At 56.8% G+C, this 13,495-nt stretch carries 7 protein-coding genes; 6 read left to right on the forward strand and 1 reads right to left on the reverse strand.

Annotated elements, in window-relative coordinates:
- Positions 1–5 precede the first annotated feature (5 nt).
- From FHS27_RS31660 to FHS27_RS18380, 4 genes are all read left to right on the forward strand, one after another.
- Positions 6–140 (forward strand): IS4 family transposase, encoded by a 135-nt coding sequence (locus tag FHS27_RS31660; protein WP_221225216.1) that lies wholly within the window; start codon positions 6–8, stop codon positions 138–140.
- Positions 141–662: 522 nt separating this feature from the next.
- Entirely contained in the window at positions 663–3,656 is a 2,994-nt protein-coding gene (locus FHS27_RS18370) for an FAD-binding and (Fe-S)-binding domain-containing protein (protein ID WP_184306347.1), read from the forward strand.
- A 448-nt stretch (positions 3,657–4,104) separates the two neighbouring features.
- Positions 4,105–5,124 (forward strand): hypothetical protein, encoded by a 1,020-nt coding sequence (locus FHS27_RS18375; RefSeq protein ID WP_184306348.1) that lies wholly within the window; start codon positions 4,105–4,107, stop codon positions 5,122–5,124.
- A 257-nt stretch (positions 5,125–5,381) separates the two neighbouring features.
- Positions 5,382–5,642: a hypothetical protein gene (locus tag FHS27_RS18380; protein WP_009094362.1), complete on the forward strand. Its 261-nt coding sequence runs from the start codon at positions 5,382–5,384 to the stop codon at positions 5,640–5,642.
- A 212-nt stretch (positions 5,643–5,854) separates the two neighbouring features.
- Here FHS27_RS18380 and FHS27_RS18385 read toward each other — a convergent pair whose 3' ends face one another.
- Positions 5,855–6,682 (reverse strand): purine-nucleoside phosphorylase, encoded by an 828-nt coding sequence (locus FHS27_RS18385; protein WP_184306349.1) that lies wholly within the window; start codon positions 6,680–6,682, stop codon positions 5,855–5,857.
- A gap of 126 nt (positions 6,683–6,808) precedes the next feature.
- Between FHS27_RS18385 and FHS27_RS18390 the strand changes: the two genes are divergently transcribed.
- Both FHS27_RS18390 and FHS27_RS18395 read left to right on the forward strand, forming a co-directional pair.
- Positions 6,809–9,244 (forward strand): ATP-binding protein, encoded by a 2,436-nt coding sequence (locus FHS27_RS18390; RefSeq protein ID WP_246420113.1) that lies wholly within the window; start codon positions 6,809–6,811, stop codon positions 9,242–9,244.
- 474 nt (positions 9,245–9,718) lie between these two features.
- Entirely contained in the window at positions 9,719–13,492 is a 3,774-nt protein-coding gene (locus FHS27_RS18395) for a secretin N-terminal domain-containing protein (RefSeq protein WP_184306351.1), read from the forward strand.
- Positions 13,493–13,495 lie beyond the last annotated feature (3 nt).

Raw genomic sequence — 13,495 nt, forward strand, 5'->3', positions numbered from 1 at the left:
AGTTCATGCTGATCCTGGCAAAGCTGGGAGGCTACCTGGATCAGAAAGGCCAAGGCTCGCCTGGATCAAAGACCATCTGGCGAGGACTGCGGCGAATGGAAGCCTACCGCGAAGCCTACACCGTCTTCGGAACTAGCTAATAAGATGTGGGCTATAAAGAGGGTTTACACCCCCGGCATCCGGTGTACCGGCCCTCCGGGCCTGAAGTGCAACCAACATCGATGAGCACACACAAAAAGGGCACCAAAACCAGCACGGCCGACACAACTCTGCCATCCCAAGCCCGGAGGGCTGATACAACTAATGCCGGGGCCGACAGGCCCCGGATACTTAACTCATCCAAAACTAAGGCCTGAAGGGCCGATACAACTCTGTCACGACACCCAGTAGTGCAGACAGTTGTGTCGGCCCTCCAGGCCTTTGGTTTTGGCTCATCTGACTGACGGGGGCGCAAGGCTGAGTGCGTTGGAGGGAGTCACGCTAATGGGTACAATGCCCGGCAATGTAGCGGTTCGCAGGTTTGGAATCAGACCTTGGTCGGCTTTGCTTGGCAGGCCCCGCGTGACAACATGGTCAACGTTTCTCCGAGTCACTAAGAAGTTTACGCTCGTGTGTGCGCGCCGGTGCGACCCACGAGGCTCTCGTCGCTGATGAAATCTTCCATGAATGACGTCTCTCGCAATTCGCCTTCGTCGGCCGATTGGAAATCGCTCGCCGCGGAACTCGATGGTGAACTGCATACCGGCGATTTGATGCGTCGGATTTATGCGACGGATGCGTCGGCGTACCAGGAGATGCCTGCAGCGGTCGCGATCCCGACGTGCGAGAATGACATCGCCACCCTGATTCGGTTCGCGGGAAAGCACCAGATCGGATTGATCCCACGCACCGCGGGAACGTCACTCGCAGGCCAGGTCGTCGGCAGCGGGATGGTGGTCGATGTGTCTCGTCACTTCACACGCATCGTCGAAGTTAACGTGAACGAGGGTTGGGTGCGTGTTCAGCCCGGCGTGATTCGTAACGAACTCAATGCCCATTTGGCGCCACTCGGTTTTTGGTTCGCGCCGGAAACATCGACTCAGAACCGCGCCATGATCGGCGGCATGGTCGGTAACAATTCCTGTGGCAGCAACAGTATCAAATTTGGCAGTACTCGCGATCACTTGCTCGAGGTGCGAGGGTTTTTGTCCGACGGCAGCGAGGCGATGTTCGCGGATTTGTCGAGGGCCCAGTTCGATGAAAAGTGCGCTGCCGCCGACTCACTCGAAACACGTCTCTACCGTCATGCACGCGAACGCCTCACCGATCCCGTCATCCGCGAAGAGATCACTCGCGAATTTCCCAGGCCTTCGATTCGGCGTCGCAACACGGGATACGCGATCGACGTTCTGATGGACAGCGACGTGTTCACCAACCCATCTCAGCAGCAGAACAATGACGCGGGCGGGCTGCCGTTTAACTTCTGCCGTTTGATCGCGGGTAGCGAAGGGACGTTGTTTTTCGCGACCGAAATCAAGCTGCGGATTTTACCGCTCCGCCCGCCATGCTCGGGATTGATGTACGCCCACTTTTCCACCGTGACCGACGCATTGAACGCGACGCTGATCGCGGTTCGGCATGATATCGATGCGTGCGAGTTGATTGACGACGTCATTTTGAAATGCACGCAGCGGAGTATCGAGCATCGACAGAATCGATTTTTCATCCAAGGTGAGCCGGCGGCGATTTTGGTCACCGAAGTACGCGGACAAACGGATGACGAGGTGCGAGCGATACAGGATCGAATTGCCGCGGAGATGAAGACCGCCGGATTGGGCTTTCACTTTCCCGTTCTGTTCGGCGATGAAGGCGAACGCGTTTGGGATTTACGCAAAGCGGGGTTGGGGCTGTTGGGGAACATTCCCGGCGACGAGAAAACGGTTCCCGTGATCGAAGACACCGCAGTCGACGTGCGGGATTTGCCCGCGTACATCGCCGAGGTGAACGAGTTGCTACGGAAACGCTTCGGGCTCGAGTGTGTGCAATACGCTCATGCCGGTTCCGGTGAGATTCATTTGCGTCCGATCATCAATCTAAAAACCGCCGAAGGAAAGCTGCTGTTCCGCAGCGTCGCATCGGAAATCGTGACGCTCGTCAAGAAGTATCGCGGATCGTTATCGGGTGAACATGGCGATGGGCGTTTGCGTGGCGAATTCCTCAAGCAAATGATTGGCGACGCAAACTACCAGTTGATTCGCGAATTTAAGAAGGCGTGGGATCCCGGCGGTGTGTTTAATCCCAATAAGATTGTTGACACGCCGCAGATGAACACGTCGCTTCGGTACGAGCCCGGCCAAACGTCGGGCGACGGAATCGAAACGGTTTTCGATTTTTCGTCGGACCAGGGCATCCTACGAGCGGCCGAAATGTGCAACGGCTCAGGCGATTGCCGAAAAACGCATCTCACCGGTGGTGTGATGTGCCCGAGTTACATGGCGACGCGAAACGAGAAAGACACGACGCGGGCGCGAGCGAACACGTTACGCCAGATTCTCACCTCGTCGGAAAAGTCGAATCCCTTTGATAGTGAAGAGATTAGAGACGTGATGGACCTCTGTCTGTCATGCAAAGGCTGTAAATCCGAGTGCCCATCGACGGTCGACATGGGCAAAATGAAAGCGGAGTTTCTGCAGCACTACTATGATGCCAACGGGGTTCCGCGACGCACGCGAATGATTGCGGGGTATGTGCGGGCTCAATCCATGATCGCAAATGCTCCCGCGCTGTTCAACGCGTTGGTCGGTGTGCCAGCGATACGTCGCACGATGAACCGACTGATCGGTTTTCATCCTGACCGTTCGATTCCCAAAGCGGCGCGGCAGACGTTTCGAAAATGGTTTCAAACGCGTCCACGTCAATTTGATGGTGCCGGTTCGAACGGACGCAAAGTTTGGATCTTTGCCGATGAGTTTACGCAGTACGGCGAACCGGAAATCGGGATCGCCGTGGTCGAGTTGCTCGAGCGCCTTGGGTATGAGGTCGGTATTCCCGATCATCTCGAAAGCGGCCGAAGTTCGTTGTCAAAAGGTTTGCTGAGAAACTCGCGTGATATCGCGAAGCAGAATGTTGCAATGCTGCGAGAAGTTGTCAGCGTACGAGAGCCGTTAATCGGAATCGAGCCGTCAGCAATCCTGTCGTTTCGTGATGAGTACCCGCAATTGGTTGGCGAGGCCGCACGCGACGACGCGGCGCGTTTGAGTGAAAACTGCTTTCTGTTTGATGAGTGGCTCGCGCGTGAAATCGAGGCGGGGCACGTCACCTCGGAAGCGTTTGTTTCTGACGCACGCAGTATTCTGGTCCATGGTCACTGCCATCAGAAGGCACTCGCGTCGATGTCGCCAACCATTCGGATACTGCAGTTGCCGGCGAATTACACCGCATCGTTGATTCGGAGTGGGTGTTGCGGCATGGCGGGTTCGTTCGGATACGAGCGAGAACACTACGATGTGTCAATGAAGATCGGCGAACTTGTCCTGTTACCCGCCGTACGAGCCGCTGAAGAAGACACGATCCTCGCTGTGGCGGGAACGTCGTGTCGCCATCAAATTCTCGACGGAACCGGCAAACACGCAAAACATCCCGCTGAAATCCTACGCGACGCGCTTCGCGGAGAGTAACCGTAAGGCAATGCAGGTCGATAGGAGGCTTTGATTCCTTGCGAGCGCCCGAACGCCGAAGGCGTCAATTTGTTCTTGCGCACTCAAGAATACCAAACGCCATGCGAAACTTGTAGCGCGACCGAACGCCTCAAGTCGTTTCACTCATCAAACCGGCGACGACATGTTCTTTAGCCTCTAGAAAAATCGAAAAATCTGTTCGCGGTTTTTGGGTTGCTGGCGAGGGCAGAATCTTGGTACAGCTGACGATGGTCGCTTGCGTTTCCCTGCTGGTTTGCACCCCGCTTTGTTTCACGGTGTTGTTTCACGGTTGTGGTGTGGAGTCAGCGGTAAGACTGCTGCAAAATTTCACTTGACTTTTTGCAAACACGCGAAACTGTAGCAAGCACATTCGGCTCATCGTTGTGGTGAGACGCAGAGGATGGAACTGCGAAGAAGGAGCATAGCGATGCGACGAAAAAAAAAGGATTCTCTCGGACTGTTTCAAGTCCTGTTGTTCACCACGTTCTTTTACGTGTGGAGCTTCGTCGATTCCGGTCCTACGGGGACACACACGCTTCAAGCGCAAACCGCAACGCTGCCGTTTCGTCCGATTGGAAGTGCCAGCGCCGTTGACCGATATTCACAACCGAGACGCTTCACCGAGCCTGCTCGTGATTCGCAGTGGCAGCGTGATGCACAGCCGGGCGCTTACCGCCAACCAGAACGCGACTCCGGGGTGAGGTATATCGAGACAGGGTACCGGGACGACATGCGTCGTACGGATGCGTACGGAAACGTTCGTCAGGTGTCGATGCAATCCGGTGGGTTCACTCTGCCGTCGGGAGGAGGTTCGGCACCTCTACCGAATGAATACACGCCTCCGCCACTGAACACGCCACCGAATCTGTTGCCTGGCGGTACGCAGCCACCGGCTCCGTCGGGCAACCTGCAAACGGCGCCGACGATGACTCAGCCGCAACTCGCTCCGCCGCCGACTTACAGCGGCCCGGCATACAATGCACCACCAGCGACCGAGAATTCCGCACCACGATCGTTGCCTACACCCGGAACAGGAACGCAGTCGTATCCGAGTGGCCCGGTCGCGGACTATCAGCCCGTCGCGCCGCCTCAACTGTCCAACGGTGGTTTTGCGACGATGAGTGATTGTCGATTGATCACACCGGCGAGTTCGTACTCGGCGATGAGTCCCTATGGTGACACCTGTGGCGGAGTTGCGCCGACGGGATACTCGGGGACATACGTCGCACCGCCGGCGCAAATCGCCGCACCCGCTGCGATGCCTGCCTATCCAACGCCGCCTCCGGGAGCGTTGGTGGGTTCCCCTACGGCCGCACCGGTAGGAAGTTTGGTAACGTTCGGGCAGGAAACGTTCCCGGTTCAGGTCGGTCAGGGTTTGTGGGGCCAACCGGTGGCGTACGTACCCGGCCAACGGTTCCGCAATTGGCTGCGATATTTTTCATTCTAGTGATGCGACCGATCTGCCAATTGAGTTAGTTATGTGTTAAGGAGCGCGATCCACTCGGCACCTTTTAATCCGAAATGCCGTGTTGATCCGAACGCACCTCGGGCAGTTCACGCGGCGACCGAGATTTGAATTGAGTACGAACGACTCAAAATTCCGAAATAACGATTGATGGTGCCTCGCCTTATCGCAACCTCCCACTCGCGACGCGACGCTCACCATCGCTCCAATCCCATTCACCTTCACGGAAAGAAGATCCCATGCGCACCACGTTCCATCTGGGGATCGCTTCGTGCCTCTTGTTCGCGGTTGTCGCCGCAGGATGTCGCGGTCGATCGTTTCTGCCAGCCGCTGGCACGATGAATCAACAGCAAGCCAATGCAGTCGTTCATGACCCCTACCCGCTCGATGACATCGGACCGAGTGATCTAGGGGCGCGGCCGCCAAGTTACCAAAACCCGTTGCCCGAACCGGTTCGAAACCGCATCGGAGCCGACGCGATGCCTTGGTTGGGGCGATAAACCCCGACAGTCAAACTGTCACCCCAAAACGAAACGCCAGGTAAGAAGAATGCGTGAAGAAAGTTGCGAGCGTTTGCACTTTCGATCCGCGGCTTCTTACCTGTTGTCGTTTCATGACGCCTCGGTTTGAGACTCACGCCAGTGTGTTTGCGGCGCACTGGCTCGTCGAGGTGTTGGCGTGACTCTGTGTCCGCGTCACTCTCTCGCATGTGTTACTGATTGAGTTCGCCGATCACGCCACGAACGATCGCTCGCAGTTTCGGTTCGGCCGCGTTTGCGATCGCGATGATCTCGCTAACTTCGGCGGGTTTGATCGCGTCGGGCAAGCACATGTCCGTGATCACACTCAGCCCGACGACTTTTAGTCCGCAGTGGATTGCGACGATCGTTTCTGGCACTGTGCTCATCCCGACGACGTCCGCACCGATTTGACGGAGGAAGCGATACTCCGCTCGGGTTTCCAGGCACGGCCCTGCAACCGCGACGAAGACGCCTTTGTGTGGGAAGAGCCCTTCGCGGTGAGCGACGTCCATCGTTCGTTCGATCCATTTCTGATCGTAGGGTTCGCACATGTCGGGGAACCGTGGCCCGAGCCGATCGTCGTTGATACCGATCAGTGGGTTTCCGCCCATCAAATTGATCTGGTCTTCGATCACCATGATGTCGCCGCTTTCGTAGTAGGGATTCAAACCCCCGCACGCGTTACTGACGACGAGCAATTCACAGCCGAGTTCTTTGAAGACACGGACTGGCAGCGTGATGTCCTGCAGCGGGTACCCTTCATAGAAATGGAAGCGTCCTTCCATCGCCATCACGGGGACGCCGCCGAGTTTGCCGATCACGAGACGGCCGGCATGTGACGTTGCGGTCGAGCTTAGGAAGTTGGGGATGTCGGCGTAGTCCAGCGTGGCTTCGACGTCGATATCGCCGACCAATCCGCCCAATCCGGTGCCGAGGATGATTCCCGCACGCGGAGCAACGTTGGTGTGTTGCCGGATGAAGGCACAGGTTTCTTGGATTTTGTCGTGCAAAGCGAGCATAGCAGAGGGATGCAGATTGAAGAGGAATGAGCTGGTCAGGCCGTATCGGACCTACGCTGAACGTTTGAATTTTGTATGTTAGCACGCTCGCACTTTTTCCGCATTCCTTCGACGATTGATTTTGCAATGGCCGTTCCCTCTCCGGACGTTTTCGAAAAACTCGCGACCTTTTACCTCGGTCGCCAATACGATTTACCGAACGGAAAACTGCTCGACGACCTTCTGCTCTATGACGCCAAGGACCTATGCACCCATGCGATGTGCGTCGGGATGACGGGCAGCGGTAAAACGGGATTGTGTTTGTCATTGCTCGAAGAAGCCGCCATTGATGGGATCCCCGCGATCTGCATCGACCCCAAAGGCGATCTCGCAAACTTGATGCTTGCGTTCCCCGACATGAAGCCGGGGGATTTCAAACCCTGGTTGGAAGCCGGTGACGCGAGTCGCAAGGGCATGACGCTCGACGAGTTGGCAGAATCGACGGCAACAAAATGGAAAGAGGGGCTCGCGTCTTGGGGACAGACACCAGAAAGAGTGGCGAAGTTTAAGGCGGCCGCGGACGTGGCGATCTACACGCCCGGCAGCAGTATCGGATTGCCCCTGACGGTCTTGAAGAGCTTTGATGCGCCGCCGGCCGAGGTGCTCGACGATGCCGATGCGATGCGGGAGCGAGTCACCGGAGCGGCATCGGGACTGTTGACTCTGCTCGGAATGGAAGCCGACCCGCTGCTCTCTCGCGAGCATATCTTGATCAGTTCGATACTCGATCACTGTTGGCGTGAGCAACGCAACGTCTCCATTGGTGATTTGATCGGATTGATTACGTCGCCCCCGATCACTCGTGTCGGCGTCTTGGATCTCGATTCGTTCATGTCGTCAAATGATCGTGGAAAACTCGCGATGACGTTGAACAACCTGCTCGCCTCCCCGGCCTTTTCGACATGGCTCGAAGGCGAAGCGTTGTCGGTTAAGAAATTGCTGCACACGCCCGAAGGCAAACCACGTTTGTCGATCATTTCGATCGCCCACCTCAGCGAACAGGAGCGGATGTTCTTCGTGACGATCCTTCTCAATGAGGTAGTTTCGTGGATGCGAACGCAGAGTGGAACCAGTTCGCTGCGAGCGTTGTTGTATATGGATGAGGTGGCGGGCTATTTTCCTCCGGTCGCCAACCCGCCATCGAAACCGCCCATGTTGACGCTGCTCAAACAGGCCCGCGCCTTCGGTCTCGGGGTCACGCTCGCAACGCAGAACCCCGTTGATTTGGACTACAAGGGGCTGTCGAACATCGGGACGTGGTTCCTCGGCCGGCTGCAAACCGAACGCGATAAAGCACGCGTGCTCGAAGGTCTCGAAGGCGCCGCCGCTCAATCCGGCAAACCGTTCAACAAGAGCGAAATGGAGCAACTGCTCGCGTCCTTGGGCAGCCGCGTGTTCCTGATGAACAACGTGCATGACGAAGGCCCGTGCGTGTTTCAAACGCGGTGGGCGATGTCGTTTTTGGCCGGTCCTCTCGCCCGGGGGCAGATTTCGGACTTGATGGCCGATCGAAAGGCGGAGTTGGAAAAGCAGGCGAAGAGTCAGAACGAATCCGTGGCAAAGAAAGCCGCGACGCCAACGCGTCCGGTGTTGCCTCAGGGCGTCGACGAATCGTTCCTCGTTCCGAGTCGTTATGTACGCGGCGAAGGCGAGCGGATTTATCGAGCGGCGCTGCTCGGCGAGGGCACGATGCACTTCGTTCGCAGTTCCGCGGGCGTTGACTCCTGGGTGGATGTGACTCGATTTTTGCGATGCGGAAACGGTGTTCCGAAGGACGTTTGGGAATCGAGTGAGATGCTCGACCCGGATGCGGAGCTAGAAAAGGAGCCGGATCCTACGTTTGCTTTCTCGCCGCTGCCCGATGACCTCTGCAGTGCCCGAACGGTGAAGTCGATCACGAAGGAACTGAAGGAGTACCTGTACCGCCATCACCCCATGGAACTTTACAAGAGTCCGACGCTTGGCGAGTACGCACCGCCGGGACTGAGTGAAACGGACGCCCGGTTGCACTTCGAACAGGCCGCTCGCGAGCATCGAGATCTCGAGACCGATAAACTGCGAATGAAGTACCTCAAGAAGATGAAAACCATCGAAGGGAAAATTCGTACTGCCGAAGAACGTGTTGCGAGAGAATCGGATCAATACGAGTCCGCGAAAATGTCGTCGCTGATGTCGTTCGGTGCCTCCGTGCTCGGTGCGTTCATGGGGCGCAAACTCGCCAGCAGTCGAAACGTGTCGAAAATGTCCACCGCCGCGCGGAGTGCGTCCAACGCCGCGCAGCAACGAGGCGACGTCAAACGGGCCGAAGAAGCGTTGGAGAGATACCGCATCGACATGCAGGACATGAACGACCGCCTCGAAGCGGAGTTGGCCGATTTGACTCACGAGCTGGACGTCGAAAATCTCGAACTCGAAACTCTCGTCATTCCTCCGCGAAAGGGCGACCTCAAAATCAGTGATCCGGTCATTGTATGGACGCCATGGCAAATGACCGACGACGGCGACGCGACTCCGTTGTTCTGATCTGCGATTGCTCGGAGCGTTTAGACGGTGACGAGGCGGTTGTTAGCGGAGGGCTTAATGCGGAATTTACGCGTTCGCTTGCCGCCGACGCGAGTTTTTCGGACGTGGTCTCTGCGTGGAACAAGCGGCGATCGATTCCTCGTCGCATTGCTTTCAAACCGTCTACAGGTTTGCCGCGGCGGTTCGTGATCGAGAGTGCGCAGCCTCGATGCCGCGAAATTGTCAATGTTTTGCGGGCTTTCGTCTCATCTGCACAGCGAAGAAAGTCATCTGGACGATCGGGCGCTGGGCGGGAGCAGATGACTGCCGAATTTGTCGAAATCCGCCATGAAACCGTCCAAAGGTAGCAGTCAGCCCTCAAGTGAGACGTCCGCAAGTGACGATGAAATCGATTGTACGAGAAAAATCTATTTTTCGTATTGACTCGGTATCAACGGAGATGCCGAGCAGGTTTCAATCGGCAGTAGGATTCGCATGGTGTTTCACGCAAGTACTCGTTCGACCACCGAACAGAAATGGGCCATTGTCGGAGCGCTACTATTCGCACTCGCGTGCTGGAATGCTTCGCTCGCCACTGCCGATCGTCCCAACGCTCCTGAGCTACGGCAAGTTCCGGTTCCCATGGAACTCGTCGAGCCGATTGCGACGCGGCTCAATCTCCACTATCACGGCGAAGCCGGTGTGACGATCACCGCCGACGACCGCGATGGCGGAGCGATCCTCGTCATGGCTCCACCGTCGATCCAAGACAAGATCGCCAGCGACGCCTTTGCTCTCGCGAAACGGCTCGCACCAACGATGGCGAAGGCCGGTGAGCCGACCTCCATGAGCGTGCATCTGATTCACATCAGTTGGCGAGAGGCCGAAGACACGCTGAAGGCGATCGCGGGCGGACATGTTCCCGTCACGACCAGCCGGAATGGTGAGCGAGCTTCGTTCCAAATCAACCTTGGTGAAACCGGCTCGGCAACGCACGTCGAAGTGGACCGTCGCAGCAATCAAGTGACGCTCACGGCATTGCCACAATCGCATGCGACGTGGCAACGTGTTCTCAGTGCGATCGACGCACCGGTTCGTTACAACAACGAACAGACCGAAGTGTTGCGTTTGGTTAACGCCGAAGTCGCACCCGTGCAACGTGCGATTCGCTTGCTCCGTAACCTCGAATCACCAGCGGCACCCAAACCGGCACGTCGCATCGCACGACCTGCTTCGGCAACCAACCGTGCCGGAAAGCAGTCGGCTCAATTCCGCACCGCCGCGTTCGCACAAGACAGCGACGCAGATCAAGATGAGACAACTCAGTCAGCCGATGTTGAGGCATCTGACGATTCCGAGGCAACCGAAGGTGGTGTGATCGGCGACACTGAAATCCAGATCGTTCCCGACTCCGGTTTGATCATCATCAAAGGTGCCAAACGTGATGTCGAGCGGATCAAAGAAGTCATCGCTGAAATCGAAGCCCAAGCCAAAATAACGCAACCGGAAGTCGAGGTTCGCCAACTGCAACACGCTGATTCCAACGCCGTTGCGACTTTGCTCGCTCAGTTGTACGAAGACGTTTTGTCGGCTCGCCAAGGTGACGTCAGCATCACGTCGCTCGATGCTCCCAACGCATTGTTGCTGATCGGTCGCGCCGAAGCGATTAAAGCCGTGCTCGATCTCGTTGACAAAATTGATCAACCGATCCCAGAGTCCGATCGCTTGCGGGTGTTCCGCCTCAAACATGCTTCGGCTAATGACGCCGAAGCCACAATCCGTGAGTTTTTCACGGCGATCCCAGGCGAAGACTCCGATCCGCGACCCGGCATCGGTAACCGAGTTCGCATCACAGCCGATTACCGCACGAACTCATTGATCATTGCCGCGGCACCACGTGACATGGTCGAGGTCACTCGTCTGGTCGAACAGCTCGATGTTCGTCAAACCGAGTCGTCCAGTCAAATTCGAATCTTCCCACTGCGTAACGCACGTGCCGAAGACCTCGCACCGGTTCTCGAAGACGCGATCAGCGCCGAACCCGAAAACGTTCCAGGCGACACGACGGTAAAGTCCTCGTCGCTCTCCATCGTTTCGCTCGGCAATCCCGGCAACCCTGTCCTAGACTCAGGAATCCTTTCCGGAGCCGTCGTGACCGCAGACAACAATGCAAACGCAATTGTCGTCCGTGCACCGAGCGAAGGCATGCCATTGATCGCCGAGTTGATTCGTCAGCTCGACCAGGCTCCTGGTATCGATTCGTTGGTGAAAGTGTTCACGATCGAAAATAGCGATGCGGCACAACTGACGACTGCACTGCAAAACTTATTCGGCGAAGACGCAAGTTCCAGCGGAACGAGTATCGGTGCGGGCAACCAAGCCGGACTGCCGTCGTTGTCGGCCGCCGACAGTGCTCTCGTGCCACTGCGATTCTCGACCGACGCTCGCACGAACAGCATCATCGCGAGCGGATCGGCCGAAGACCTCGAAGTCGTCGAAAGCATTTTGCTTCGCCTCGACAGTGCAGGCTTTGCTGAACGCATTACAGAAGTGATTTGGCTGAAGCATCAGATCGCCATCAACATCGCAACCGCGATCCAAGAATACGTTAGCTCGCGTCAGCAGTCGCAGAACATCATTCCTCAACTGCAACAGGGCCTTGGTCCTTACGACCTTCCCGATCGCGATTTGATTGTTGTTGCCGAAGGGCAAACGAACAGCCTGCTGCTGAGTGTATCGCCTCGCATGTACGAAGAGGTGCGTCAATTGATCGACCGTCTCGATCGTCGCCCGCCAATGGTGTTGATCAAGACTCTGATTGCAGAGGTTGTTCTCAGCGACGGATTCGAACTCGGTGGTGAATTCGGTTTGCAAGATTCGATCTTGTTCGATCGAGGTATCGCTGCCGACCCACAGGTGTCTTCTGTTCCCGGATTTAACTTTAACGATGCCGGAACGCCAAACCTAAATACGGCCGGCCGCGAAGATCTTGGCTCACGCGGTGTGACGACGTTCGGAGTGGCTCAGAGTGTGCTCGATTCGACGAACAACGGTGGTTTCGTATTCTCCGCCGCCAGCGAATCGATCAGCTTGTTCCTGCGAACACTGCAAACAGCAGACCGGCTACAGATCCTCAGTCGTCCTGAAGTCATGACGGCCGACAACACCGAAGGTTTCGTGCAGGTTGGTCAGAACTTCCCACGTCCGACCGAAATCTCGACGACTGCTCAAGGTCAGACGTTGATCGGGATTGAAGACGTTGACATCGGGATCATCCTTCGTGTCACCCCGCGTGTTGGGGCTGACGGGCTGATTTTGATGGACATCGATGCGACACGTTCGGCGATCAACAACACCGTTGGTCAGAACATCGGTTTTGACAATAACAACAACCCGATCTTCGTGCCGGCGATCGACACGACAACGGCTCAAGCGACGGTGACGGCGTTCGACGGACAAACGGTTGTGTTCGGTGGTTTGATCACTAAGCGGCGTGAGAACTTCACCCGCCGGGTACCTTACCTCGCCGACGTGCCATTGTTGGGAACGTTCTTCAAGTATGACCGCGAACAGGAACGTCGCACCGAGTTGTTGGTTGTGATGACGCCTGTTTTGGTCACTGGCAACGAAGATTTGGAATACGTCAAACAGATCGAATCGAGCCGCATGAGTTGGTGCTTGGCTGACGTGGTCGAAGCACACGGCGACGTGGGACTGTCGGGCGGATACGGATTGTGGGGACCCGCAATTGGCCCAACGATTTATCCTGACGTGCATCCGACCGTTGACGTCTTCCCTGCCCAGGACATGCCGAAACACTCGGCCGTCCGCAACGGCATCCCGATGTACCAAGAGAGCAGCTACGGCGGTAACGTCATTGGCACGGGAGCGACGGGGATCGACCTCGCACCAGGCGAGTCGATCATCTCCGACGACGGCATGTTGGGATCGGAACCGTACGCACCACTGCCAGGAAACCAAGATCCAGGTGCATGGGCCCCGCAATCAAACGTTGCACCTGCGTCGGAGTTGCCGGTTCCATCATCGGGAATCAACGCACCGGGTGCTGAGGTGTTGCCCGCACCCGTGCAACAGGCGTTGCCGCCGATCCCAGCCTCGGGTGCTTCGGCAACCGTGCCGGCGAAGCAAGGCATCATGAAAACCATTTCGACAGGCCCTCAGGATTCGACCGAGGCTCCGAAAGAACGACCCGGACGATGGTCGAGCTTCAACGGAAAATTGGGTTCGTTCATCTCACCGAGTAAGTGATCA

Origin of the sequence: Aporhodopirellula rubra, from assembly GCF_014192335.1 — a bacterium.
GTDB classification, from domain to species: Bacteria; Planctomycetota; Planctomycetia; order Pirellulales; family Pirellulaceae; genus Rhodopirellula; species Rhodopirellula rubra.

Excerpts from the sequence above, each read along its gene's own strand:
- FHS27_RS31660 (WP_221225216.1), top strand. The coding sequence starts at position 6 with ATGCTGATCCTGGCAAAGCTGGGAGGCTACCTGGATCAGAAAGGCCAA.
- FHS27_RS18370 (WP_184306347.1), top strand. The coding sequence starts at position 663 with ATGAATGACGTCTCTCGCAATTCGCCTTCGTCGGCCGATTGGAAATCG.
- FHS27_RS18375 (WP_184306348.1), top strand. The coding sequence starts at position 4,105 with ATGCGACGAAAAAAAAAGGATTCTCTCGGACTGTTTCAAGTCCTGTTG.
- FHS27_RS18380 (WP_009094362.1), top strand. The coding sequence starts at position 5,382 with ATGCGCACCACGTTCCATCTGGGGATCGCTTCGTGCCTCTTGTTCGCG.
- FHS27_RS18385 (WP_184306349.1), bottom strand. The coding sequence starts at position 6,682 with ATGCTCGCTTTGCACGACAAAATCCAAGAAACCTGTGCCTTCATCCGG.
- FHS27_RS18390 (WP_246420113.1), top strand. The coding sequence starts at position 6,809 with ATGGCCGTTCCCTCTCCGGACGTTTTCGAAAAACTCGCGACCTTTTAC.
- FHS27_RS18395 (WP_184306351.1), top strand. The coding sequence starts at position 9,719 with ATGGTGTTTCACGCAAGTACTCGTTCGACCACCGAACAGAAATGGGCC.